22 protein-coding genes are annotated in these 25,743 nt (G+C 62.9%); 14 read left to right on the top strand and 8 right to left on the bottom strand.

Features of this window, described 5'->3' with window-relative positions:
* Window positions 1-28 precede the first annotated feature (28 nt).
* A complete protein-coding gene (locus G9Q84_RS18840; protein WP_181643861.1) occupies window positions 29-1,210 on the bottom strand; it encodes an ABC transporter substrate-binding protein in 1,182 nt (393 codons plus the stop codon).
* 152 nt (window positions 1,211-1,362) lie between these two features.
* Here G9Q84_RS18840 and G9Q84_RS18835 point away from each other — a divergent pair, with 152 nt between their 5' ends.
* A complete protein-coding gene (locus G9Q84_RS18835; protein WP_181643860.1) occupies window positions 1,363-2,625 on the top strand; it encodes a sensor histidine kinase in 1,263 nt (420 codons plus the stop codon).
* The gene (locus G9Q84_RS18830) at window positions 2,622-3,248 is read left to right on the top strand and encodes a response regulator transcription factor (protein ID WP_032889977.1); all 627 of its coding nucleotides are present in this window, start codon (window positions 2,622-2,624) and stop codon (window positions 3,246-3,248) included. The genes G9Q84_RS18835 and G9Q84_RS18830 overlap by 4 nt, the downstream gene beginning before the upstream one ends.
* A gap of 37 nt (window positions 3,249-3,285) precedes the next feature.
* On the opposite strand, the gene G9Q84_RS18825 is transcribed toward G9Q84_RS18830, so the two are convergent.
* Window positions 3,286-3,933, bottom strand: a complete 648-nt coding sequence (locus G9Q84_RS18825) for a pentapeptide repeat-containing protein (protein ID WP_181643859.1) — start codon at window positions 3,931-3,933, stop codon at window positions 3,286-3,288.
* 732 nt (window positions 3,934-4,665) lie between these two features.
* On the bottom strand, window positions 4,666-6,558 hold the full coding sequence (gene exaA / locus G9Q84_RS18820; RefSeq protein ID WP_032889973.1) for a quinoprotein ethanol dehydrogenase: 1,893 nt from the start codon (window positions 6,556-6,558) through the stop codon (window positions 4,666-4,668).
* A 255-nt stretch (window positions 6,559-6,813) separates the two neighbouring features.
* Here exaA and pedF point away from each other — a divergent pair, with 255 nt between their 5' ends.
* The 12 genes from pedF (at window position 6,814) to G9Q84_RS18760 (ending at window position 20,868) form a co-directional block, all read left to right on the top strand.
* Complete coding sequence (gene pedF, locus G9Q84_RS18815; protein ID WP_032889971.1) at window positions 6,814-7,275, top strand: cytochrome c-550 PedF; 462 nt, start codon at window positions 6,814-6,816, stop codon at window positions 7,273-7,275.
* 3 nt (window positions 7,276-7,278) lie between these two features.
* Window positions 7,279-8,154: a substrate-binding periplasmic protein gene (locus G9Q84_RS18810; protein ID WP_181643858.1), complete on the top strand. Its 876-nt coding sequence runs from the start codon at window positions 7,279-7,281 to the stop codon at window positions 8,152-8,154.
* 9 nt (window positions 8,155-8,163) lie between these two features.
* Complete coding sequence (locus G9Q84_RS18805) at window positions 8,164-8,913, top strand: quinoprotein dehydrogenase-associated SoxYZ-like carrier (RefSeq protein WP_181643857.1); 750 nt, start codon at window positions 8,164-8,166, stop codon at window positions 8,911-8,913.
* A 16-nt stretch (window positions 8,914-8,929) separates the two neighbouring features.
* A complete protein-coding gene (locus G9Q84_RS18800; RefSeq protein ID WP_181643856.1) occupies window positions 8,930-9,859 on the top strand; it encodes a quinoprotein relay system zinc metallohydrolase 1 in 930 nt (309 codons plus the stop codon).
* Between the two features lie 107 nt (window positions 9,860-9,966).
* Window positions 9,967-11,742, top strand: coding sequence for a PQQ-dependent methanol/ethanol family dehydrogenase (locus G9Q84_RS18795; RefSeq protein ID WP_032889964.1), 1,776 nt, complete (start codon window positions 9,967-9,969; stop codon window positions 11,740-11,742).
* A 121-nt stretch (window positions 11,743-11,863) separates the two neighbouring features.
* Window positions 11,864-13,384, top strand: a complete 1,521-nt coding sequence (gene exaC, locus G9Q84_RS18790; protein WP_032889961.1) for an acetaldehyde dehydrogenase ExaC — start codon at window positions 11,864-11,866, stop codon at window positions 13,382-13,384.
* A 240-nt stretch (window positions 13,385-13,624) separates the two neighbouring features.
* A complete protein-coding gene (gene pqqA / locus G9Q84_RS18785; protein WP_010209364.1) occupies window positions 13,625-13,696 on the top strand; it encodes a pyrroloquinoline quinone precursor peptide PqqA in 72 nt (23 codons plus the stop codon).
* A 127-nt stretch (window positions 13,697-13,823) separates the two neighbouring features.
* Window positions 13,824-14,987: an alcohol dehydrogenase-like regulatory protein ErcA gene (gene ercA / locus G9Q84_RS18780; protein ID WP_032889958.1), complete on the top strand. Its 1,164-nt coding sequence runs from the start codon at window positions 13,824-13,826 to the stop codon at window positions 14,985-14,987.
* On the top strand, window positions 14,971-16,341 hold the full coding sequence (locus G9Q84_RS18775) for an ATP-binding response regulator (protein WP_032889957.1): 1,371 nt from the start codon (window positions 14,971-14,973) through the stop codon (window positions 16,339-16,341). The genes ercA and G9Q84_RS18775 overlap by 17 nt, the downstream gene beginning before the upstream one ends.
* Before the next feature lie 79 nt (window positions 16,342-16,420).
* The gene (locus tag G9Q84_RS18770) at window positions 16,421-17,899 is read left to right on the top strand and encodes a DASS family sodium-coupled anion symporter (RefSeq protein WP_032889954.1); all 1,479 of its coding nucleotides are present in this window, start codon (window positions 16,421-16,423) and stop codon (window positions 17,897-17,899) included.
* 180 nt (window positions 17,900-18,079) lie between these two features.
* Window positions 18,080-19,726, top strand: coding sequence for an MFS transporter (locus G9Q84_RS18765; RefSeq protein ID WP_032889953.1), 1,647 nt, complete (start codon window positions 18,080-18,082; stop codon window positions 19,724-19,726).
* Window positions 19,723-20,868 carry an HlyD family secretion protein gene (locus tag G9Q84_RS18760; RefSeq protein ID WP_032889950.1) on the top strand — a complete coding sequence of 382 codons (1,146 nt, stop codon included), beginning with the start codon at window positions 19,723-19,725 and terminating at the stop codon, window positions 20,866-20,868. Before G9Q84_RS18765 ends, G9Q84_RS18760 begins: the two co-directional genes overlap by 4 nt.
* 190 nt (window positions 20,869-21,058) lie before the next feature.
* Here the strand turns inward: G9Q84_RS18760 and G9Q84_RS18755 are convergent, their stop codons facing one another.
* The 5 genes from G9Q84_RS18755 to G9Q84_RS18735 all read right to left on the bottom strand — a co-directional run bounded on the left by G9Q84_RS18755 (window position 21,059) and on the right by G9Q84_RS18735 (window position 25,716).
* A complete protein-coding gene (locus G9Q84_RS18755; protein ID WP_181643855.1) occupies window positions 21,059-21,949 on the bottom strand; it encodes an aldose 1-epimerase in 891 nt (296 codons plus the stop codon).
* A complete protein-coding gene (locus tag G9Q84_RS18750) occupies window positions 21,949-23,229 on the bottom strand; it encodes a TRAP transporter large permease (protein ID WP_181643854.1) in 1,281 nt (426 codons plus the stop codon). The genes G9Q84_RS18755 and G9Q84_RS18750 overlap by 1 nt, the downstream gene beginning before the upstream one ends.
* A gap of 1 nt (window position 23,230) precedes the next feature.
* Window positions 23,231-23,758 (bottom strand): TRAP transporter small permease, encoded by a 528-nt coding sequence (locus G9Q84_RS18745; protein ID WP_032889944.1) that lies wholly within the window; start codon window positions 23,756-23,758, stop codon window positions 23,231-23,233.
* A gap of 63 nt (window positions 23,759-23,821) precedes the next feature.
* Window positions 23,822-24,784 carry a TRAP transporter substrate-binding protein gene (locus G9Q84_RS18740; protein WP_181643853.1) on the bottom strand — a complete coding sequence of 321 codons (963 nt, stop codon included), beginning with the start codon at window positions 24,782-24,784 and terminating at the stop codon, window positions 23,822-23,824.
* Between the two features lie 56 nt (window positions 24,785-24,840).
* On the bottom strand, window positions 24,841-25,716 hold the full coding sequence (locus G9Q84_RS18735; protein WP_181643852.1) for an SMP-30/gluconolactonase/LRE family protein: 876 nt from the start codon (window positions 25,714-25,716) through the stop codon (window positions 24,841-24,843).
* Window positions 25,717-25,743: the final 27 nt, after the last annotated feature.

Below are 25,743 nucleotides of genomic sequence, written 5' to 3'. Positions count from 1 at the left end.
CGGATTCCTTATTATTGTGGGTAGGTGATCAAGGGAAGCGGCAGGTCACCTCGGGTTTGTCATAGCCCAGGCTGTCCATTTCGTTAGTGGGGTGCAGGAAGCCTTCCTGGGGCGATGTGCTGACCAACGCGCGGGGTTGCACGATGGGAATCGGTTGGCGCAATTGGCCGTTCCAGGCGCGGTAACTGAGCTTGCGGCCCTTGAAGCCATCCAGGGGCAGTTGCTCGCTGATTTCCAGATCGCGGATCGCCATGGGCTCGACCTGACGCAACTTGCTCACTGCACTGGCGACGCTGCGCACGGCCATCCAGGCGGCGAAGTCGCGATCGTTCATCCAACGTCCGGCCAGGGCCTCGAAGCGTTTCTGCAGTTGAGCGGCGCCGTAGGTCTCGACGGTCTTGTGCCAACCGGTGGGCGTCAGGCCCTGGGTGCCGGCGACGGGGCGCGGGTACCAGGTCTGGTAGGGCACGTACTCGCCGAAGTCGCCGCGCTCGTCGGCCACCAGCACCACGTCGTATTCGGCGGTTTGGGTGAACAGCGGCATATCCGCCTGGGCGCTGCGGCGTTGGTCGTTATCGAAGCGCCAGGCTTTCTCCGCCACCAGACGCACGCCGAAGCGTTTGGCGGCGCGGCGCAGGGCGGCGGCGTAGGCTTGGTCATCCTCGGTGGGGCCGACGATCAACAACGCTTTCTGCCATTTACGGACGACCAGGAACTGCGCCAGCGCATCGGCGAGCATCGCCCGGCTGGGCAGCGTATGCAGCACGTTGCCCAGGCAGTCGGTGCTGCGCAGGCTGTCATCCGGGCTGCCGGCATTGAACAGCAGGCTGTCAGGCAACGCGGCGCTGAGTTGGCGAAGGCTCGCGGCGGGGGCGTTGACCACGAACAAACGCAGGCCCTGGGCATGCTGGGCTTGGGCGGCGGCGAGCAGGGCGTCCGGCGTATCAACCGTGGCGGTCGTCAGGCTGTAGCGCTGGTTGAGAAAGACGCCGGTGCTGTTGCTGTCGATGATCGCCAGTTCGGCGCCGCGCTGCCCGGCGTCGGCAGGTTCGGGAATCACATTCGACAGCAGCGGGCCCGGATCGGGCCGATAACCCAAGTAGCCGATCTGCACCTGCAAGGGCTCGGCGGCCTGGCTGGCGGTGGCCACCCCGGCTGCGCAAGCAATCGCCAGCAGATAGATCACGGCGTAAGGGGCGAGCTGGCGCATAAGGCACTCCATGACAGGAAGCGCCAGCATAGAAAGCCTTAAGGTCGCTGCAAATATGCAGAAAGTAGCGCTGGGGCAGTACCAAGGTAGTAGCTCGCAGCGCGTGAAGCGGTCTTAGCATGACGCTTCAGTGTGTTGTTCGGGAGTTGGCTATGTCGGCGTTGTGGCGCATCAATCTATGGGTCTGCGGCTTCTTCGCCCTGGTGACCTGCGCCTGCACCGCGCTGTTGCTGCACCAGGCCCTGGCCGATGTGGAGCGCGAGTTGCAATCGGCCGAAGCGGTGGTGCACTACCTGAGCGAAACCGCCGAGCGCGACCCGGCCAGCCTGCAACCCCACCTCACCGCGAGTTTGCGTCATGTACGCGTGCACTGGCTGGCGAGCGACGACACCGCGCAAGCGCCGGCCTCGGACGGGCTGGACGCCTGGCTTGGGCGCCTGCTGTTCGTCGAGGCGCGACGCAGTGCCCAGGTGCTGGACTTGCCGGACGGTCGGCGCGTGTCCATCGCCGTCGATCCACGGGATGAAATCGACGAAGTCTGGGATTCCCTGCAACAACTGTTGGGCCTGTGCGCCCTGGCGTTGGCCCTGAGTCTGTTGACTATTCGCTGGGCCGTGCAGCGCGGCATGGGCGTGCTCGATGAATTGCTGCGCGCCCTGCAACAGGTGTGCGCCGGCCAGCTCAATGTGCGTCTGCGCGGTGAAGGCGCGCCGGAAGCGCGGCAACTGGCGCTGCACTTCAACCGCATGACCGACGCCCTGGAGCAGGCGCGCACCGATAACACCCGGCTCACCCAGACCCTGCTGGCGGTGCAGGAGCAGGAACGCACCCACCTGGCCCAGACCCTGCACGATGACCTCGGCCAATACCTGGCCGGCATTCGCGCCCAGGCCTGCCTGTTGCGGCTGGTCGCCGATCAGCCGCACGTGCTGACCCGTACGGTGGGGCTGCTGGAAGATCATTGCGAGCACTTGCAGCAAGGTTTCCGCGCCCTGGTCCACGACCTCTACCCGGTGGCGTTGCAACATTTGCCGATGGGCGAGGCGTTCTCGATGCTGGTAACGCAGTGGCAGGCGAGCCATGGGATTCCCTGTCAATTGCAGGTCAGTGCCGACCTGCCGGCGTTGTCCGGCGCCAACAAAACTCACCTGTACCGCCTGCTCCAGGAAGCGCTGACCAACATCCTGCGGCATGCCGATGCCAGCCAGGTGCGCGTGCGCCTGCAACACCGCGGTTCACGTCTGCGCCTGTGGGTGCGTGATAACGGTCGCGGTGCAGTCACGCCCCAGCGGCCCGGCGTGGGCCTGTATTCGATGGCCGAACGCGCCCGCTGCCTGGGCGGCGAATTAAAGATCATCAGCCACCCCGGCGGCGGTTGGGCGCTGGCGTTGAACATGCCGTTGGAGGCCTCATGAATATTCTGTTGGTGGATGACCACGCCGTGGTGCGCCAAGGCTATGCCAGCCTGCTGCGCGCGCTGCTGCCAGCGGTCGAAGTACGCGAAGCGGCCAGTGGCGAAGAGGCCCTGAGCCGGGTGCAGGAGGCGGTGCCGCATCTGGTGATCATGGACTTCGGCCTGCCAGGCATCAGCGGCCTGGAAACCACGCGCCGCCTGCGCCAGCGCTTGCCACAGTTGCGCGTGCTGTTTTTCAGCATGCACGACGAGCTGCCGCTGGTGCGCCAGGCGTTGGACGCCGGAGCCTCCGGTTACCTGACCAAAAGCTCGGCGCCCGAGGTGTTGATTGAAGCCGTGCGGCGCATCCTCGACGGCCACGCCTATATCGAACAGGCCCTGGCCACCGAACTGGCCTACACCCCCAGTGATCAACGCTTGCAGGGCATGACCCCGCGCGAACTGGAAATCTTCCTGATGCTGGCCAAGGGCACGCCCACCCGAGCGATTGCCGACCAACTGAATATCAGCAGCAAGACCGTGTCCAATCACCTGACCTTGCTCAAGAGCAAACTGCAGGTGAGCTCCCATGCCGAGCTGGTGCACCTGGGAATCGACATGGGGGTGGTGCGGGTGGTTGGATAATTGGGTGTGCACAAACCCACATTTTAAGGGCGTCGTTTCAGCGGTCCCAGGTCGTTGGGCAATCCTGGCAGCCCTCCATATTGGCATCCTGAAAATTCCCATAATGTTGCCGCGCACCGGTCAGCGTGGCGTTTTCAAGGTTGCTCTCGCCGAACTTCGCTTCCTGCAGATTGGCGTCGCTGAGGTCAGCACCTTGCAAGTCGGCCTTGCTCAGCCAGGTCATCTCCAGGTCGGCCGCACGCAGGTTGGCCTTGTGCATTTTGGCCCCTGACAGCCGCGCAAATTGCAGGTAGGCCGCACTGAGGTTGGCGTTTTCGAACCGGGCGCCTTGGGCGAACAGGCCCCAACCCTGGATCGCCATCAGCGTGGCGCCGCTAAAGTCCGCCAGGCGCAGGTTGCTTTGTTGCAGGCTGGCGCGGGTCAGGTTGGCGCCTTGCAGCTGGGCCTTTTCCAGGTTGGCCAGGTCGAGGTTGGCATGGCGCAGATCTGCATCGCGCAGGTCAGCGCCTGCCAGGTTCATTTTGCTCAGGTTCTGATTTCGAAGGTTGGCGCCCTTGAGGTTGGCGCCGGGGCATTGGCTGTGTTCGGCGATGGTGCAGCCGTTGACGATCAACGGGGCGTCGTCGCCATCGTCGGCGTGGACCAGGGGTAGGGATAACAGGAGTAGCAAGGGCAGGTAGTTCATTGCGAGACCTCTGGAGATACTGTGGTGAGCGGAATTGTTATGGTGAGCGGGCTTGCCCCGCGCTGGGCTGCGAAGCGGCCCTGGCATTCCTCCAGCACCTGCGTGCGCTCAGGTTCTACGACTGCTGCGCAGCCGAACGCGGGGCAAGCCCGCTCACCACAAAAAAACGCGGCCCGGCATTTCCTGAAGGGTTACTTCTGGGCGTCGTCGCCATCGTCGGCGTGGGCCAGGGGTAAGGGATAACAGGAGTAACAAGGGCAGGTAGTTCATTGCGAGACCTCTGGAGATACTGTGGTGAGCGGGCTTGTTGTGGTGAGCGGGCTTGCCCCGCGCTGGGCTGCGAAGCGGCCCTGGCATTCCTCCAGCACCTGCGTGCGCTTAGGTTCTACGACTGCTGCGCAGCCGAGCGCGGGGCAAGCCCGCTCACCACAAAAAAACGCGGCCCGGCATTTTCTGACGGGTTACTTCTGGGCGTCGTCGCCATCGTCGGCGTGGGCCAGGGGTAAGGGATAACAGGAGTAGCAAGGGCAGGTAGTTCATTGCGAGACCTCTGGAGATCCTGTGTTGAGCGGAATTGTTGTGGTGAGCGGGCTTGCCCCGGGCTCGGCTGCGAAGCGGCCCTGGCATTCCTCCAGCACCTGCGTGCGCTCAGGTTTTACGACTGCTTCGCAGCCGAGCGCGGGGCAAGCCCGCTCACCACAGAAAAACGCGGCCCCGGCATTTTCTGATGGGTTACTTCTGGGCCGTTTTGTTATCCCAGCTCGGAATCTTGAACACCCAGAAGGACCCGCCTTGCGCCACCGGTTTGGTCAGCTCGGCCATGTCGCCGCCCCACAACGGCACCGCGCCGCCGTAGCCGACGGTCACGCCGATGTACTGTTCGCCATCCTGTTCCCAAGTGATCGGCGGCGAGACGATGCCGCTGCCGGTCTGGAACTTCCACAGCTCCTTGCCGGTTTTTGCGTCGAAGGCCTTGAAGAATCCGTCGCCGGTGCCGGTAAACACCAGGTTGCCCTTGGTGGCCAACACGCCGGCCCACAGTGGCAAGGCTTCCTTGTGCTCCCACACCACCTTGCCTGTAGTCGGGTTCATCGCGCGCAGGGTGCCGACGTGGTCGTCATACATGCGCTTGATGCGGAAACCCATGCCCAGGTAGGCCGAGCCCTTCTTGTAGTTGACCTCTTCGGTCCAGTATTCCTCTTTCCACTGGTTGCCCGGAATGTAGAACAGGCCGGTGTCCTGGCTGTAGGCCATGGGGTTCCAGTTCTTGCCCCCCAGGAACGGCGGCGAGACTTCCACCGGCTTGCCTTTGGTTTCACCCGGCAATGGCTTGGCCGGACGCTGGCCTTCGTTTTCCACCGGACGCCCGGTCTTCAGGTCGATATGACTGGCCCAAGTGATGTTGTCGACAAACGGGAAGGCGTTCTGCAGCTTGCCGTTGTTGCGGTCCACCACGTAGAAGAAGCCGTTGCGGTCGGCGTGGCCGGTGGCCTTGACCACTTTGCCGTCCTTGTCCTTGTAGTCGAACAGCACCAGCTCGTTGTTGCCGGAGAAGTCCCAGGCATCGTTCGGGGTGTGCTGGTAGAACCATTTCACTTCGCCGGTGCTCGGGTCGACGCCAACCTGGCCCGAGGTGTAGAGGCTGTCGAAGTCGTGGGGGTTGCCGTCCTTGGCGGTGCGTGCCCAGGTGTTCCACGGGCCAGGATTGCCGGCGCCGACGATGATGGTGTTGGTCTCGGCATCGAAGCTTGCGCTCTGCCAAGGCGCGCCGCCACCGTGGCTCCAGGCCTCGACCTTGCCGGTTTCGGTGGTGGGGTCATCCGGCCACGAAGGGGCCTTGACGTCGCCGGTGGTGGTGCTGTCCTTGCCGTTGAGGCGGCCCATATGGCCTTCCACGAACGGGCGCATCCACACTTCTTCACCGGTGTCGGGGTCGCGGGCAAACAGCTGGCCGACCACGCCGAATTCATCGCCGGAGCTGCCGTGGATCAGCAGCACCTTGCCGCTGACCTTGTCTTTGATCAGCACCGGGGCGCCGGTCATGGTGTAGCCGGCGGCGTGGTCGCCGAATTTCTTGTTCCACACCACTTTGCCGGTGTTTTTGTCGAGGGCGATCAGGCGCGCGTCGAGGGTGCCGAAGTAGATCTTGTCGCCGAAGATCGCCGCACCACGGTTGACCACGTCACAGCACGGGCGAATGTTGTCGGGCAGGCGGTGGTTGTAGGTCCACAGGCGCTTGCCGGTCTTTGCATCCAGGGCGAACACGCGGGAGTAGGAACCGGTGACGTACACCACGCCGTCGCTGACGATGGCCTGGGATTCCTGGCCGCGCTGTTTCTCGTCGCCAAAGGAATAGGACCAAGCCGGGGTGAGTTTGAACACGTTCTTGTCGTTGACCTGGGCCAGCGGGCTCCAGCGCTGGGCGTTGGTGCCCATGCCGTATTGCAGCACGTCCTTGGTGGTCAGGTGGTCGTTGGCAATGTCTTCCCAGGTGACGTTGCGTGTCGATTTGGCAGGCTCGGCGGCTGCGAAGGTTGCAGCACTGAGGGACAGGCTGCCCACCAGCATAAAGGCTTGCACGGCAAGGCTTAAAGGTGAGCGGGCGGGTAGCGATCTTATTGTCATGGTTGCAGTTCCCAGTGGAGGTTTTGGCCTGCACAGGGTGGAACGCCGGGGCGCCGGGCGGATACGGAAAAAGTCCCGCTGTGGCCGGGAAGACTTCCCGGACCGCCGCTGTTTTAGGTGTGCCCCACAAGCCCTACTACCAAGGGAGGAGAGGGCGGCCACCAAAGCAGCATACGGCCCATGCCTCGGGGTTTCTAAGATGGTTGCCATAGCCTCTGCAATGAGGTTTTGCGTGCAATCCTGAGGGCAAAAATAATGACAACAAAACACAATGCCTGGCTCGTGGCTGGCCTGTTGGTGGGTGTATTCGGCGCCGGCTCTGTTTGGGCGCATGGCAACGTGGTCCCGCAAGCGGTGGAAACCAAGGGCCTGACTTCGATCAAGGACGCCGGCGTGCCGGTCAACGAAGACGGCTGGGCGGCGGTCAATCCGTACCGCACCTCACCGGAACACGATCGGGCCGTGGAAATCGGCTCGTCCGCCTACAACCAGAACTGCGCCGCCTGCCACGGCCTGGAAGCCAAGTCCGGTGGTATCGCCCCCGACCTGCGCATGCTCGATGTGGGCGAAGCCGGTGATGAGTGGTTCGTCGAGCGTGTGCGCCATGGCGCGGTGCGTGACGGCCGCGTGTACATGCCCAAAATGGCCGACTACCTGAGCCAGGAAGCCTTGTGGGCGGTGCGCACCTACCTGGACAGCGTGCACGTCGAGGAGTAAGCCATGCGCCTGTTCGCTTATGTGCTTGGCCTGGCCCTGCTGTGTTGCCAGTCGGCACAGGCGCAGGTGCGCAGCTATGACCAGATGATCGCTGACGGCGAAATCAAGGTGGCGGTGTACAAGGACTTCGCCCCCTACAGTTTCGAAGACGGCGCCAACGCGCGGGGGGTCGATGTGGAACTGGCCCAGGCCTTGGCCACGGCGCTGGGGGTAAAGCTCAAGTTGATCTGGGCGCCGGCCGGCGAGAAGCTCGATGACGACCTGCGCGACTACATCTGGCGCGGCAGCCAGTTGCACAACCAGCAACTGGCCGACCTGATGATGCGCGCGCCCTACGATCGCGATTACGCACAAAAGCGCAACGACCAGGGCGAACTGGAAAACGGCCATGTGGTGATGTTCGGGCCGTACCAGAACGAACAATGGCAGGTGGCCTATGACCGTCGGCGCCTGGACACGGTCGCCAGCGTGGCGGTGTTCGAGCAGCACCCGATTGGCGTCGAAGTCGACAGCGTGCCGTCGTTCTACCTCACCTCGGTGTTCAACGGCATGCTTGCCGCCAAGACCCATCACTACCCCGACGTCCCCCAGGCATTTGCGGCGATGAAAGCCGGTGAGGTCGATGCGGTGATGGCGATGCGCGGCGAAGTCGATTGGCAGGTGCATGAAGCCCACGACCCGCAACTGGCCCTCGCCGAAAACGCCTACCCGAACATGGGCAAGCAACGCTGGGAGATCGGCATGGCGGTACACGAGAGCAATCGCCAGTTGGCCTACGCGGTGGAAGAGGCGCTGGAAGGCCTGATCCGCGACGGCGCGGTGCAAGCCATCTATGCCCGTTACGGCCTGCAGTACGAAGTCCCCGAGATGTATCAATAGGAGCAGGCGATGAACTGGCGACTGAGCTGCATCTTGGCGTGTTGGCTGCCGCTGGCGGCTCACGCCGTGGAGGTCGACCCGGTGCCGTCGGTGATGTGGGACTTCTATCACAAGCAGTTCCTGGCGCAGGCGCCGTTCGTGTTCGACGACCGAGTCAAGCTGCTCGCGCCGCCGTTCGCCGAAGATGCGCGCCAGGTGCCGCTGGAAATCGACGCCCGCGCCTTCAACGGCCATGTGGTGAAAATCCTCGCCTGGGCCGAGCTCAACCCATTGCCGAAAATCGTCGACTTCCAGCCCAAGGCCGGCGTGCTGCCGTGGCTGTCGCTGCGGATTCGTATCGAGCAGGCCACGCCGTTGCGTGCGGCGGTGCTCACCGATGACGGCCTGTGGCATGTGGGTTCGACCCTGATCGACGCGGCCGGTGGCGGCTGCACCGCGCCCAGCGTGGTACGCACCCAGCCGGGCTGGGAAGAGCACATCGGCGAAGTGCTCGGCGGCCGTTACCCGCGTGGTGAGTTCAGCCGCGTGCGTGTGCAGGTGGCGCACCCGATGGACAACGGCATGGTCAGCGGCATCCCCGAGTTTTTTATCAACCATGCGCAACTGCGCGACCAGGACGGCCAAGTGCTGGCTGATCTTGAGCTGTTCCCGGCGGTTAGCGAGAACCCCAACCTGGCCTTCGACATCGACGCGCCGGGGCCCACCCGACTGGTGCTGCGTGACAACAGCGGCAACGAGTTCGACGCGGCCATCCCCTGACCAGAAGGAGCGCGGCATGCGCTGGATTCTATTGTTGTGCCTGGGCCTGAGCTTGCCCGCCCTGGCAGATCTCGACTACGCCCTCAAGCCCCGGCTGATCGCCGACGACACCTGGCTACTCGAAGGCAGCACTGACAGTTTTGCCAAGGCCAATGGCGGCAATATCGTCAACACCGCCTTCATCGTCACCGAGGCCGGCGTGGTGGTGATCGACACCGGGCCGTCGCGGCGCTACGGCGAAGCCATGCGCGAGGCCATCGCCCGCGTCACCCCCAAGCCGGTGATTCAGGTGCTGATTACCCATCATCACCCCGACCATGCGCTGGGCAACCAGGCCTTCAAGGACGTGCCCATCGGCGCCCTGGCCGAGACCACGCGGCTGCTGCATGAGCAGGGCGACGGCATGGCGGAAAACCTCTACCGCATGGTCGGCGACTGGATGCGCGGCACTGAGGTGGTGTTGCCCACTCAGGTGCTGGAACCCGGTGTGCTGAGCGTCGGCGGCCACGACTTGCGCCTGCTCGCGCTCACCGGCCATACCGGCGCCGACCTGGCGATCTTCGACCAGAGCACCGGCGTGCTGTTCGCCGGCGACATGGTGTTTTACCAACGCGCGCTCACCACCCCCAACAGCCCGGGGCTGGCGGTGTGGCTGGCCGACCTCGGCACCCTGCAAGCCTTGCCCTGGACCCTGATCGTGCCGGGCCATGGCCCGGTGGCCAGCGACGCGCAACCCTTCACGCAAATGCGCGACTACCTGACCTGGCTCGATCAACTGCTGCGTGACGGCGCTGCCAAGGGCAACGACATGGCCGAGATGATCCGCAGCCCCATCCCCGAACGCTTCGCCGCGATCAGCCTGAGCCGCTATGAACTGATCCGCAGCGTCAGCCACCTGTACCCGCGTTACGAGCGCGAGCAGATGCAACCGCTACTAAGGAACTAGCAAACTCGATACTGCGGTCAATTGTGACAATGGCCCCTGCGCCCAAGAATCTGCACCAGACCGGGAAAATTTCCCGGGTATAACAAAAAACCGCAGAGGTAGCCGTCATGACCCAACCCGCACGTCGCCAACCCTTCGCCTTGAGTGTGTTGCTCGGTGCCATCCTGTTATCCGGCCAGGCCATGGCCTCGGTCACCGATGAGGACATCCTCCAGGACCCGAAAAACCCCGGGCAGATCGTCACCAACGGCCTGGGCGTGCAGGGCCAGCGCTACAGCCCCCTCGACACCCTGAACGTCGACAACGTCAAGGAACTGCGCCCGGTCTGGGCGTTTTCCTTTGGCGGCGAAAAGCAGCGTGGGCAACAGGCGCAGCCGATGATCAAGGACGGGGTGATGTACCTCACCGGTTCCTACTCGCGGGTGTTCGCGGTGGATGCGCGCACCGGCAAGAAACTCTGGCAGTACGATGCGCGTCTGCCCGATGACATCCGCCCGTGCTGTGACGTGATCAACCGTGGCGTGGCGCTGTACGGCGACCTGGTGTTCTTCGGCACCCTCGACGCCAAGCTGGTGGCGCTGAACAAAGACACCGGCAAAGTGGTGTGGAGCAAGCAGGTCGCCGATCACAAGGAAGGCTACTCGATCAGCGCCGCGCCCCTGGTGGTCAACGGCAAGCTGATCACCGGCGTGGCCGGTGGCGAATTCGGCGTGGTGGGCAAGATCCAGGCCTATGACCCGAAAAACGGCGAGCTGCTGTGGAGCCGCCCGACGGTCGAAGGCCATATGGGTTATGTCTACAAAGACGGCAAGGCTGTGGAAAACGGCATCTCCGGCGGCGAGGCGGGCAAGACCTGGCCGGGGGATTTGTGGAAAACCGGCGGCGCGGCACCGTGGCTGGGCGGCTACTACGACCCGGAAACCAACTTGCTGCTGTTCGGCACCGGCAACCCGGCGCCGTGGAACTCGCACCTGCGCCCTGGCGACAACCTTTACTCGTCCTCGCGCCTGGCGCTGAACCCGGACGACGGCACCATCAAGTGGCACTTCCAGAGCACGCCCCACGACGGTTGGGACTATGACGGCGTCAACGAGCTGGTCTCCTTCAACTACACCGAAGGTGGCAAGGAAATCAAAGCGGCGGCCACCGCCGACCGCAACGGCTTCTTCTACGTGCTCGATCGCACCAACGGCAAGTTCATCCGTGGCTTCCCGTTTGTCGACAAGATCACCTGGGCCACGGGCCTGGATAAGGACGGTCGTCCGATCTACAACGAAGCCAGCCGCCCAGGTGCGCCGGGCAGCGAAACCAAGGGCACTTCGGTGTTTGTCGCACCGGCGTTCCTCGGTGCGAAGAACTGGATGCCGATGGCCTACAACCGTGACACCGGGCTGTTCTACGTGCCGTCCAACGAGTGGGGCATGGACATCTGGAACGAAGGTATCGCCTACAAGAAAGGCGCGGCGTTCCTCGGCGCGGGCTTCACTATCAAGCCGTTGAACGAAGACTACATCGGCGTACTGCGCGCCATCGATCCTAAGACGGGTAAGGAAGTCTGGCGCCACAAGAACTTCGCGCCGCTGTGGGGCGGGGTGCTGACCACCAAGGGCAACCTGGTGTTCACCGGTACGCCGGAAGGTTTCCTGCAAGCATTCAACGCCAAGACTGGCGAGAAGGTCTGGGAATTCCAGACCGGCTCCGGCGTGCTCGGTTCGCCTGTGACCTGGGAAATGGACGGCGAACAGTACGTCTCGGTGCTCTCCGGCTGGGGCGGCGCGGTGCCGTTGTGGGGCGGTGAGGTGGCCAAGCGCATCAAGGACTTCAACCAGGGCGGCATGCTCTGGACCTTCAAGCTGCCCAAAGAGCTGGTCGCCAAACACTGAATCTACGACCAAATGACAAGTGCCCCCCTGCCAACGGCGCATTCGCCCGGCAACGGGGGCTCTTTACTATCGGGTCATCGCCTGTTGACCGACAGGCCCGGACCCAGACAGAGGCTTTAACATGATCTACGCACAACCTGGCACCCCTGGCGCTATCGTCAGCTTCAAGCAGCGCTACGGAAATTACATCGGCGGAGAGTTCGTCGCCCCGCTGAGCGGTGAGTATTTCACCAACACCTCGCCAGTGACCGGTGAAGCGATCGCCGAATTCCCGCGCTCCAACGCTGCCGATATCGACAAAGCCCTCGACGCCGCCCATGCCGCCGCTGACGCCTGGGGCAAGACGTCGCCCCAGGATCGCTCCCTGGTGCTGCTGAAAATCGCCGACCGTATCGAGCAGAATCTCGAAGTACTGGCCGTGACCGAAAGCTGGGACAACGGCAAGGCCGTGCGCGAAACCCTCAACGCTGACGTGCCCCTGGCCGCCGACCACTTCCGCTACTTCGCCGGCTGCATCCGCGCCCAGGAAGGCGGCGCCGCCGAGATCAACGAACACACCGCGGCCTATCACTTCCATGAGCCATTGGGCGTGGTCGGGCAGATCATTCCGTGGAACTTCCCGCTGCTGATGGCCGCCTGGAAACTCGCCCCGGCCCTCGCTGCCGGTAACTGCATCGTGCTCAAGCCGGCCGAGCAGACACCGCTGTCGATCATGGTGTTTGCCGAGTTGATCAATGACCTGCTGCCACCGGGCGTGCTGAATATCGTGCAGGGCTTTGGCCGCGAAGCCGGGGAGGCACTGGCCACCAGCAAGCGCATCGCCAAGATTGCCTTTACCGGCTCGACCCCAATCGGTGCGCACATCATGCATGCGGCCGCCGAGAACCTCATTCCGTCTACCGTGGAACTGGGCGGCAAGTCGCCGAACATCTTCTTCGAAGACATCATGCAGGCCGAGCCGCAATTCATCGAAAAAGCGGCCGAAGGCCTGGTGTTGGCGTTCTTCAACCAGGGCGAAGTGTGCACCTGCCCGTCGCGGGCGCTGGTGCAGGAGTCGATCTACGACGACTTCATGAAAGTGGTGATGAAGAAGATCGTCAAGATCAAGCGCGGCAACCCGTTGGATACCGAGACCATGGTCGGCGCCCAGGCGTCCGAGCAGCAATACGACAAGATCCTCTCCTACCTCAAGATAGCCCAGGAAGAGGGCGCCGAGCTGCTCACCGGCGGCGCGGCCGAGCGCCTGGAAGGCGACCTGTCCAGCGGTTATTACATCCAGCCGACCCTGCTCAAGGGCCACAACAAGATGCGCGTGTTCCAGGAAGAAATCTTCGGCCCGGTGGTGGGTATCACCACCTTCAAGGACGAAGCCGAAGCCCTGGCCATTGCCAACGACAGCGAATTCGGCCTCGGCGCCGGGCTGTGGACCCGCGACATCAACCGCGCCTACCGTATGGGCCGGGCGATCAAGGCTGGCCGCGTGTGGACCAACTGTTATCACCTGTACCCGGCGCATGCGGCGTTTGGCGGCTACAAGAAGTCGGGCGTGGGGCGTGAGAACCACAAGATGATGCTCGATCACTACCAGCAGACCAAGAATTTGCTGGTGAGCTACGACATCAATCCATTGGGTTTCTTCTAACCCTCGCATTGCAACGCGGTCCCCTGTGGGAGGGGGCTTGCTCCCGATGGCGGTGGGTCAGTCAACAGTGATGTGGCTGACACATTGCTATCGGGAGCAAGCCCCCTCCCACATTTTGATCGGCGTATACCCGCTACCAATGCGGGTGCGAGCTACTTCGAAAGTAGCATTCGGACCCCCATCCCCCCATGCATTAATGCCTCTACCGGAATCTTCCGGCACAACAAGAGGACTCTCCCCATGTGGACCAAACCCGCCTTCACCGACCTGCGTATCGGCTTCGAAGTGACCATGTACTTCGCCAGCCGTTGATCCATCTCCGGCCAGCCTCGCGCTGGCCGGTGCCGTATTGGGAATGACCCTTTGGTCTGATTGCATTCGCCTGCGAATGGGTTAGTGTGAAGCGCATCTCCCAAAAATAATAAGAACAGGCTTTCCAATGAGCCCCAATCTGAGCCTCCTGCGTAAATTCGTCTCGCCTGAAATCATCTTCGGTGCCGGCTGTCGGCACAACGTCGGTAACTATGCCAAGACCTTTGGTGCGCGCAAGGTGCTGGTCGTCAGCGACCCCGGTGTGATCGCTGCCGGTTGGGTGGCGGATGTGGAAGCCAGCCTGCAAGCCATCGGTATCGACTACTGCCTGTACAGCGCTGTGTCGCCCAACCCGCGCGTCGAAGAAGTAATGCTCGGCGCCGAGGTGTACCGGGAAAACCATTGCGACGTGATCGTGGCCATCGGCGGCGGCAGTCCGATGGATTGCGGCAAGGCCATCGGCATTGTGGTCGCCCATGGGCGTAGCATTCTTGAGTTCGAGGGCGTGGACACCATTCGTGTGCCCAGCCCGCCGTTGATCCTGATCCCCACCACCGCCGGTACGTCGGCGGATGTCTCGCAGTTCGTGATCATTTCCAACCAGCAGGAGCGCATGAAGTTCTCCATCGTCAGCAAGGCGGTGGTGCCGGATGTGTCGCTGATCGACCCGGAAACCACGGCGAGCATGGACCCGTTCCTGTCCGCCTGTACCGGCATCGACGCGCTGGTGCATGCCATCGAGGCGTTCGTGTCCACCGGCCACGGCCCACTGACCGACCCCCATGCGCTGGAAGCCATGCGCCTGATCAACGGCAACCTGGTGCAGATGATCGCCAACCCCACGGACATTGCCCTGCGCGAGAAAATCATGCTCGGCAGCATGCAGGCGGGCCTGGCGTTTTCCAACGCGATCCTCGGCGCCGTGCATGCCATGTCCCACAGCCTCGGCGGCTTTCTCGATTTGCCCCACGGTTTGTGCAACGCGGTGCTGGTGGAGCATGTGGTGGCGTTCAACTACAACTCGGCGCCGGAGCGCTTCAAGGTGATTGCCGAGACCTTTGGCATTGACTGCCGTGGCCTCAACCATCGACAGATCTGCGGACGATTGGTCGACCACCTGATCGCGCTCAAACATGCGATTGGCTTCCACGAAACCCTGGGTCTGCATGGGGTGCGCGTGGCGGATATTCCGTTCCTGTCCGAGCATGCGATGGACGACCCCTGCATCCTCACCAACCCTCGTGAGTCCAGCCAGCGTGACGTCGAGGTTGTTTATGGCGAAGCGCTCTGACGACCAGCAACAAGCACTGGCCGGGCTGCTGGGCCTGGGTAATCACTCGGCACGCAAGAGTCACTACCCGGAACTCACCGCGCGCCTCGACGAGCTGGAGGCGGAGCGCAACCGCTATATCCGTCTCAACGATGAGCTGGAACAGCGCGTGGCCGCGCGCACCGATGAGCTGCTGGAAGCCAACCGCAACCTGCAACAGCAGATCGCCCAGCGTGAGCAGGTCGAGCAGGAATTGCGCGATGCGCGCGACGCCGCGGAGGCTGCCAACCGCAGCAAGGACAAATACCTCGCCGCCGCGAGCCATGACCTGCTGCAACCGCTGAACGCGGCGCGGCTGCTGATCTCCACCTTGCGTGAACGCAACTTGCCCAGCGTTGAGCAGGTGCTGGTGGAACGTACTCACCAGGCGCTGGAAGGCGCGGAAGATTTACTCACCGATCTGCTGGATATTTCGCGGCTCGACCAGGCGGCGGTCAAACCCGACGTGGCGCTGTATCGCCTGGATGAACTGTTTGCGCCGCTGGTCTCGGAGTTCCAGTCGGTGGCGCTGGCGGCCGGGCTGAACCTGCGCGCGCGTACCGGCCATTATGCGATTCGCACCGACTTGCGCCTGGTGACGCGGATCCTGCGTAACTTCCTCAGCAATGCCTGCCGCTACACCGACGAGGGCTGCATCCTGCTCGGCGCGCGCCGCCGTGGCGACCGCCTGCGCCTGGAGGTGTGGGACACCGGGCGCGGCATCGCGGCCGACCGGCTCGACGCGATCTTCCTCGAATTCAACCAGCTCGACGTCGGCCGCGCCTCGGACCGCAAAGGCGTGGGGCTGGGCCTGGCGATTGTCGAGCGTATCGCCGAGATCCTCGGCTACCCGGTGGCGGTCCGTTCGTGGCCGGGGCGTGGCTCGATGTTCAGCATCGAGGTGCCCATCAGCGAAGAGATGCCCCTGGCGATCAGCCAACTGCCGGTGCTGCCGACCACGGGCAACCCGCTGCCGGGGCGGCGTTTGCTGGTGATCGATAACGAGGTGAGCATCCTCGAAAGCATGCGCGCGCTGCTGGTGCAGTGGGGCTGTGAGGTGGTCACCGCCACCGACCAGGCCGGCGCGTTACTGGCGTTGCAGGGCAGGGCGCCGGAGTTGATCCTCGCCGACTACCACCTCGACCACGGCGTGGTGGGCGCTGCGGTGGTCAAGCATCTGCGCGAGCATTTCGCGCAAAAGATCCCGGCCGTGATCATCACCGCCGACCGCACCGACCAATGCCGTCGTGTGCTGCGCCGCCTTGACGCGCCGTTGTTGAACAAACCGCTCAAGCCCGGCAAGTTGCGGGCGGTATTGAGCCAGTTATTGACCTAGGGTCTTGATACCCGTCAACACCCGTTGCGGCGCTTTGCCCCATGCTGCCTGCCTGATTTAGAGCACGACGGAGCCCGCCATGAACGCCCCCGCAACAACCGCAGCATCCTTCAAGTTGCCCCTGGGCCTGGTGATCGGCGTACTGGCGATGGTCGGCGTGCTGCTGTTGCCGCTGCCCGCCGATCTGCCGGTGGCCGGGCAGCGCATGCTGGCGATTCTCGCGTTTGCCGTGGTGGTGTGGATCACCGAGGCGGTGTCCTATGAAGCCAGCGCGATCATGATTACCTCGCTCATGGCATTTTTGCTGGGCACGGCGCCGTCGCTGCAAGACCCCGCCCACCTGATCGGCTCCAGCCCGGCCATCAGCATGGCGCTCACCGGCTTTTCCAACCCGGCACTGGCCTTGGTGGCGGGCGCGTTGTTCATTGCGGCGGCCATGACCCACACCGGCCTCGACCGGCGCATCGCCCTCGTGACCCTGACCCGCGTCGGCACCAGCACCCGCGGCATTCTGCTGGGGGCGATTGCGGTGACCATCCTGCTCAGCCTCGTGGTGCCCAGTGCCACCGCGCGCAGCGCCTGTGTGGTGCCGATCATGATGGGCGTGGTCGCCGCGTTTGGCGTGGACAAGCGCTCCAATATTGCCGCCGGCCTGATGATCGTGGTGGCCCAGGGCACCAGCATCTGGAACGTCGGCATCCAGACCGCCGCCGCGCAAAACCTGCTGACTGTGGGCTTTATGGACAAGATGCTCGGCCAGCGCGTGTCGTGGATCGATTGGCTGATCGCCGGCGCGCCGTGGGCGGTGATCATGTCGGCGGTGTTGCTGTTCCTGGTGATCAAGCTGCTGCCGCCGGAAACCGACAGCATCCCCGGTGGCAAGGAGGCCGTGGCCCAGTCCCTGGTGGACATCGGCCCGATGACCGGCCCGCAGAAGCGCTTGCTCACCGTGTCGGTGCTGTTGCTGTTGGCGTGGGCGACGGAAGGGCGCCTGCACCCTTTCGACACCACCTCGACCACCTACGCCGGGCTGGTGTTCCTGCTGTTGCCGGGGATTGGGGTGATGACCTGGAAGGATGTGCAGTCGCGTATTCCGTGGGGCACGGTGATTGTATTCGGCGTGGGCATCAGCCTCGGCACCGCGTTGCTGACGACCCAAGCCGGGCAGTGGCTGGGCTCCCAGGTGGTGGCGCATACCGGGTTGGATCAGGTCGGGCCGTTGGGGGTGTTTGCGATTTTGGGAGCGTTTTTGATTGTGATCCACCTGGGCTTTGCCAGCGCCACGGCGCTGACCTCGGCGCTGTTGCCGATCCTGATTGCGGTGTTGCAGACCTTGCCCGGGGAGTTCAACCGGTTGGGGATGACCATGCTGCTGGGGTTTGTGATGAGCTACGGGTTTATCCTGCCGATTAATGCGCCGCAGAATATGGTGTGCCTGGGGACTGGGACGTTTACGGCGCGGCAGTTCGCCAAGGTGGGGATCCTGGTGACGGTGATCGGGTATGGGCTGATGTTGGTGTTTGCGGCGACTTACTGGAGTTGGTTGGGGTGGATCTGATCGGGAAGGCGGTTCTGGATGGGCATGCAATCCAAAGAGAGCAAGCCCCCTCCGACTTTTGACCGTACCCGCTCCAGGCATCAATTCCATGCCCAAGATGGCAAGATGAACCCCGCTCAGGTTTACTACTCTGAGTAATGGTTTTACCGACCTCACCCGTCGGGTCATCTAGGTCATCGAATGGATAAATACACCCCCCACACCTGGGAACCCCACGAGCGCCCGAGCCTGCCCGGTTCGCCGTCGACGCCGTGGCACCCTACGCACAAGCGTTGGCTGTATGCGCTGGTCGGTGTGCTGGTCGCGATCACTGGCGGCCTGGGAAATGCCCTGGTCATCGCCAACCTGCAATACCTGCAAGGCGCCCTCGGCGCGACCACAGCGGAAATGGCCTGGCTGCCCGCCGCCTATGTGATGACCAACGTGTGCATGAACCTGCTGCTGGTGAAGTTCCGCCAGCAGTTCGGCCTGCGCGTGTTCACCGAGGTGTTCCTGGTGCTGTACGCGCTGGTGACCTTCGGCCACTTGTTCGTTAACGATCTCAGTTCGGCCATCGCGGTGCGGGCGGCCCATGGGATGGTGGGCGCGGCCCTGAGTTCGTTGGGCTTGTACTACATGATCCAGGCGTTCCCCGCCAAGTGGCGACTCAAAGCCCTGGTGCTGGGGTTGGGCACGGCGCAGTTGGCGTTGCCGCTGGCGCGGTTGTTCTCCGAAGATTTGCTGCAAATCGCCGAGTGGCGCGGTTTGTATCTGTTTGAATTGGGGATGGCGCTGATCTGCCTGGGTTGTGTGTTCTTGCTCAAGTTGCCGCCGGGTGACCGCTTCAAGACCTTTGAGAAACTCGACTTCCTGACCTTCGGCATCCTCGCCACCGGCGTGGCGTTGCTCTGTGCGGTGCTGTCCCTGGGGCGCATCGACTGGTGGCTGGAAGCCCCGTGGATCGGTATCGCGTCAGCCTGTTCCCTGGTGTTGATCATGGCCGGCCTGGCCATTGAGCATAACCGCGCCAACCCGATGTTGATGACCCGTTGGCTGGGCAGCGGCACCATGATTCGCCTGGCACTGGCGGTGATCCTGATTCGCATGGTGCTGTCGGAGCAGTCCACCGGTGCGGTCGGGTTCATGCAGATGTTGAACATGAGCTACCAGCAGATGCATACGCTGTACGTGGTGATGCTGGCCGGCGCGATCAGCGGGCTGGCGGTCAGTGCGCTGACGATCAACCCGGCTCACTTGCTGATGCCGCTGGTGATCTCCCTGGCGCTGATGGCCACGGGCTCGGTGATGGACAGTTTCTCCAGCAACCTGACCCGGCCCGAAAACCTGTATATCAGCCAGTTCCTGTTGGGCTTTGGCGGCACTTTTTTCCTGGGACCGACCATGGTGTTGGGCACCAAGAACGTGCTGACGAACCCGCGCAATCTGGTGAGTTTTTCGGTGATGTTCGGCATTTGCCAGAACCTCGGCGGCCTGATTGGAGCCGCGTTGCTGGGAACGTTCCAGGTCGTGCGCGAGAAGTTTCATTCCAGCATGATCGTCGAACACTTGACCTTGCTCGACCCGCGTGTGGCCGCGCGGGTGAGCAGCGGTGGCTCGGCCTATGGCGGTGTCATTGCCGACCCCGAGCTGCGCAACCTGATGGGTATCCGCAGCTTGGCCACGGCGGCCACCCGTGAAGCGAATGTCATGGCTTACAACGATGTGTTCATGCTGATTGCGATCATCGCGATCCTGACCATGCTCTGGATATTTATTCGCAGTCTGTGGCTGATGAGCACCACCCAAGCAGCAGCCCCTCCCGTTCAACCCAGCGGCGCACCTTCATGACCGAACCTTCGACAACCACCACCACCGCCATTGCATCCACCCCGGAAGGCACCATGCCGCCCGGCGCCACGGTCACCGAGCCGCGCTCATTGCGCGTGCGCATCCTTTCGTCCATGGGCTTCGCCGCGATTGCCATCGTCGGGGTATTGATCGTGCTGTATGCCTGGCAACTGCCGCCGTTCAGCAGCGCGGTGGAAACCACTGAAAACGCCCTGGTACGTGGCCAAGTGACGATTATTGGCCCGCAGCTCAGCGGCTATGTGTTCGAGGTGCCAGTGCAGGACTTCCAATACGTCAAGGCCGGTGACTTGTTGGTGCGCCTTGATGACCGCATCTACAAGCAGCGCCTGGACCAAGCCTTGGCGCAACTGGCGGTGCAGAAGGCCTCGCTGGCCAATGTGGTGCAGCAGCGCAACAGCGCCGAAGCGACCATCAAGTTACGCCAGGCTGCGCTGGTAGACAGCCAGGCACAGGCGCGTAAAAGCACTGCGGATTTGCGTCGTAACGAGGAGCTGATCAGCGACGGTTCGGTGTCCAAGCGCGAGCTGGACGTGACCCGTGCTGCCAATGCGCAGACGGTCGCCGCCGTCGCCCAAGCCCAGGCCAGCCTGGAAATCGCGCGGCAGGATTTGCAGACGGTGATCGTCAATCGCGGCTCCCTGGAAGCGGCGGTGGCGAGTGCCGATGCGGCGGTGGAATTGGCGCGGATCGATCTGTCCAACACCCGCATCACCGCACCCCGCGACGGTCAGTTGGGGCAGATTGGCGTGCGCCTCGGTGCCTACGTCAACTCTGGCGCGCAGCTGATGGCACTGGTGCCGAAGCAGCTGTGGGTGATTGCCAATATGAAAGAAACCCAAATGGACAATGTGCAGGTCGGCCAGCCGGTGACCTTTACCGTGGATGCGCTGAACCACCGCAAGTTTCATGGCACGGTGCAGCATATTTCGCCGGCCACCGGCTCGGAGTTCAGCCTGTTGCAGGCGGACAACGCGACGGGCAACTTTGTGAAGATTGCCCAGCGCGTGCCGGTAAGGATTACGGTGGACCCGGATCAGGCTGAGAGCGAACGGTTGCGGCCGGGGTTGTCGGTTGTCGTGAGTATCGATACGGCTGGGCGTCTGAAAAACTCTCCACCCTGACATCAGTGACAAAACCTAAATCAAAACTGTGGGAGGGGCTTGCCCCTGATAGCTATAGGTATTTACACAACTTTATAGCAGTCAACGGTAATCACGATGCGAAGCGAGTCGCCGTAAGGGCGGAACCCATAGCGGCCGTTGGCTGAATAATGGATATGTACTCGGTCTGTTCCAGCATCCTGTTCGGCTGTCAGGCCGCCATCGGAGGCAATCCCCCTCCCACATTTTGAATGTATTTCAGGTTGAAATTGAGTTGGACCGACTGATTGTGTTCCAGCAGTTTCAGGCCCGGCCGTCCCGCCAGGTGATGAGCATTCACCGGATGACTCACCGGCTCGATGCAAAAGAACCCCAGCCCCGGCGGGCAGTACAGCAGGAAGTAATCGGCCCCGCTGGCCTGGCATTCCAGCGCATAGCCCAGGTCCGGCTGTTCGATCCGGCAATACCCGTCCCACTGGCAAAAACCGTTGTCCACCAAGCCTTGGGGCAGGGCATTCATTTCCTGGAAATCCCACTCGTCCGGCACCGGTGCCAAGCCGGTCGGCAGCTTGGACGCGTCACTCATCCACACCTGCGCGGCCTTGGCCTGCAACCGAGTACCCGGCCGACGCGGAAAGTACGGATGCAAGCCCACGCCATGCCACGCCGCTGTTTCGGCCAGATGGGTCACGCGCAGTTCGATACGCAAGGCCCCATCGCTCAAGTGAATCCGCTGCTCGGCGCGATAGGCAAACGGCGTCTGGCAGACCACCTCCAGCACCACTTCATCTGCCGACTGGCTGACCACCTGCCACGCTTGTTGCCAGGCCGAACCGTGAATCGGCAGCGGATCGGTCAGGCTGTTAGGCGTGAGCACCAGCCAACCGTCGGGGTTATCGAAACCGCCGTGGGCAATGCGGTTGGACCAGGGCACCAACGGATAGCACCCCAGCTTGCCCGGCAAACCGGTATGGATCGCCTGCTCATCGTTATGGCGCAGCAACGGCTGCCCGGTGGCGCGCACCGTCCAGTTGACGATGCTGCCGCCCACGGCCGGATTCAAGGTGAGGTGGGTCAGGTTGTCTTCAAGTTCAATCAGCATTACAGCACCACGCTCGGCAGCCACAGCGACAATGCTGGAACGTACGTCACTGCTATCAGCACCAGGAACAGCACGGCATAAAACGGCACCAGCGCCTTTACGGTTTTCTCGATGGTGGTTTTGCCCACCGCTGCGCCGACAAACAGCACCGCGCCCACCGGCGGGGTGATCAGACCAATGCCGAGGTTCACCAGCATGATCATGCCGAAATGCACCGGGTCGACGCCGATACCCAACACCACCGGCAACAGGATCGGCGTGAGGATCAGGATCAGCGGCGCCATGTCCATCACCGTGCCGAGCAACAGCAGCATGGCGTTGATGCACATCAGGATAACGTAGCGGTTGTCCGACAGCGTCAGGAACAGCGTGGTGATCTTCGCCGGGATCTGCATCAGGGTCATGATGTAGCCGAAGCTGGCGGCGAAGGCGATCAGGATCATCACGATGGAAATCGTGCGCACCGTGCGGTGCATCAGCTTGGGCAGCTCGCGCCACTTGTAGTCGCGGTAGATGAACATGGTCACGAAGAACGCCCACAGCACCGCAACCGCGGCAGACTCGGTGGCAGTGAAGATGCCCGAGAGGATGCCGCCGAGGATGATCACCATGGCCATCAGGCCCCAGAGCGCATCGGCGGCAATCTTCAGCGCCTGCTTCAGGGGGATGACTTCGCCTTTGGGGTAGTTGCGTTTCTTCGCGAAGATCAGGCACAGCACCATCAGGCACGCGCTCATCAGCAGGCCCGGCACCACGCCGGCCATGAACAGCGAAGCGATGGACACTGTGCCGCCAGCCGCCAGGGAGTAGAGCACCGAGTTGTGGCTGGGTGGCGTGAGCAAGGCCTGCACCGAGCCGCTGACGGTCACCGCCGTGGCAAATTCCCGTGGATAGCCACGGCGCTCCATTTCTGGAATCAGCACCGAGCCCACCGAAGCGGTGTCCGCCACCGACGAGCCGGAGATCGCGCCGAAAAACGTCGAGGCCATGATGTTCACCAGGGACAGGCCGCCGCGCACAAAGCCCACCAGCACCCCGGCAAACGCCACCAGCCGCCGCGACATGCCGCCCTCGGCCATGATCGCCCCAGCCAGCACAAAGAACGGTATCGCCATCAGCGAAAACTTGTTCACCCCGCCGGCCACCTGAATCATCAGGGCCTGGAACGGGATATCGATCCACCACGCGCCGATCAGCGCCGACAGCCCCAGGGCATAGGCCACCGGCATGCCGATCAGGATCAGGGCGATAAAGCTGCCCAGCAGAATCAATGCGTCCATATCAGGCAGCCCCTTCGTTTTCTTCTACCAGGTCGAAGCGCACCACGCGCCGGTTGCTCTGGTCACCCAGCAGCAGTTTTTCCAGCACGAAAATCAGCGTCAGCACGCCCCCGATGGGGATCGGCATATAGGTGATACCCACGCGCAGGGTGGGGATGGCGCTCATGAACTGGTTCCAGGTGGACAGGCACAACTTGGTGCCCCAGATCGCCATGAACAGGCAGATTGTCGCCATCAGCAGTTGCGAGAAAATGCCGACGATTCGGCGTTGGGCAGGTGGCAGGCGGTCCGTGACCATGGCCACCGACATGTGCGCCCCGGCACGATAACTGGCGGCTGCGCCGATAAAGGTGAACACCAGCATCAGCAGGATAGCGGTGGGCTCCGGCCAGCTGGAACCGGTACCGAGGATGTAGCGGGCGAAGATGCCCCAGGGAATGATCAGTGCGACCCCGAGGACCGAGAGGCCGGCGACCCAGATGCAGGTCATGTAGATACGGTCGTTGATGCGCAGCAGTAGATTCTTCATGGCGTTCACCGTCACCGGGCGCGTCGATGCCGACCGCGCCAGGCCTTGTCAGGGAATGGGGCGTTACTGAACGGCGTCGATACGCTTGATGATGTCGGCGTAAGGCGCGCCGTACTTGGCTCGCACCGCGGCGGTGGCGTCGTAGAAGGGTTTTTTGTCGACGGTGATGAACTCGACCCCGGCCTTCTTGAGTTTTTCCTCACTGCTGGCGGACTTGGCGTCCCACAGCACGCGCTCATCGGCCTGGGCGACCTTAGCGGCTTTTTTCACCATGTCCTGCTGGGCGGGAGTGAGTTTGTTCCAGGTGATTTTCGACATCACGATGGGCTCAGGCAGGATCAGGTGTTCGGTGAGGGTGTAGTACTTGGCGTTCTGGAAGTGGTTGTGTTCCAGCATGGTGGGCGGGTTGTTCTCCGCGCCGTCGATGACACCGGTCTGCAAGGCACTGAAGATCTCGCCGGTGTCCATGGCGATGCCGTTTGCGCCCATGGCGTTGAAGGCGTCGATGAACAGCGGATTGCCCTGTACGCGGATCTTCATGCCCTTGAGGTCTTCGATCTTGCGCACCGGTTTCTTGGTGTAAAGGTTGCGCGTGCCGCCGTCCATCCAGGCCAGGGCCACGAGGCCGAACTCCGAGTCGGTGATCTTGGCGAGGATTTCATCGCCGATCTCGCCGTCGATGACCTTGCGCATATGCGCCTGGTCGCGGAACACGAACGGCAGGTTGAAGACGTTCACGTCCGGCACCACCGGCCCGACGATGCCGAGGCTGACGCGGGTCATCTGCACGGCGCCCACTTGGGCCTGTTCGACCACTTCTTTCTCGGAACCCAGCACGCCGCCCGGGAAGTACTTGAACGTGAGTTCGCCGTTGCTTTCCTTGGTCAGCGCCTTGCCCATGTTTTCTTCGGCGACCACGGTGGGGTAGCCAGCGGGGTGGATGTCGGCGAATTTGATTTCCAGCGCGTGAGCGGCGCTGCTGAGGGTGAACACTGCGGCGGCGAGCAAGGTGCGTTTGAAGTCCATTGGGGGTCACTCCTGTCTTGTTATTTTATTGTTGTATTCAAGGCACAGCGATGCAGCTAGAGGGTGAAGGTGGGCTCCGGCAATCCGGTGACGCCGGGGTTGAGCGCAAACACGCCGCCGGCGATGGACTGGTCGCTCTGGTCATCACGGATCGAGGTGACGAAGAGGGTGTCCAGCCGACTGCCGCCGAAGGCGCACATGGTGGGTTTTTTCACCGGCACGCTCAGGGAGCGATCCAGGCGACCGTCGGGGGTGAAGCGGTGGACCAAACCGGCGTCGTTGGCGCAGATCCAGTAGCAGCCTTCGGCGTCGACCGCGGCGCCGTCGGGTCGACCCAGGAAATGGTTCATGTCGACAAACACGCGGCGATTGGACGGCGTGCCGGTCTCGATGTCGTAGTCGAAGGCCCAGATCTGCTGCACCAGCGGGTGGGAATCGGAGGCGTACATCGTGCGGCCATCGGGGCTGAAGGCCAGGCCATTCAGGGTGATGAACCCGTCAAGTTGGGCGTGGGGCGCTGAACCGGACGCATAACGGTAGAGGATGCCTTGCGCCGCATTGGCGCCCATGTTGAGCACCATGCTGCCGGCCCAGAAGCGGCCCTGGCGATCACAGCGGCCATCGTTCAGGCGCATGTCCGGGCGCGGGTGTTTGACACTGGCCAGAGGGGTGGTGTCGAGGCTGCCGTCGTTGTGTGCGGTGAGTTGGAAAAAGCCGGTTTCCATGCCTGCGACCCAATTGCCCGCATTGGTGCGGGCGATGCAGGCAAGCATCTGCGGGGCTTTCCAGGCGGCGACATGGCCGTTGCCGGCGCTCCAGCGCTGCAGGCCGCTGTTGGGAATGTCCACCCAGAACAGCGCGTTTTCCTCAGGCACCCATACCGGGCATTCGCCCACGGCATTGCGGGCGTCGACGATCAATTCAGCAGTCATGGCAACTCATTCCCTTGGGTTGATGTG

The sequence above is a fragment of the Pseudomonas sivasensis genome (genome assembly GCF_013778505.1).
Classification (GTDB): domain Bacteria; phylum Pseudomonadota; class Gammaproteobacteria; order Pseudomonadales; family Pseudomonadaceae; genus Aquipseudomonas; species Aquipseudomonas sivasensis.
Note: the sequence above shows the minus strand (reverse complement) of the source record. Positions and strands in the feature narration are given on the sequence as shown.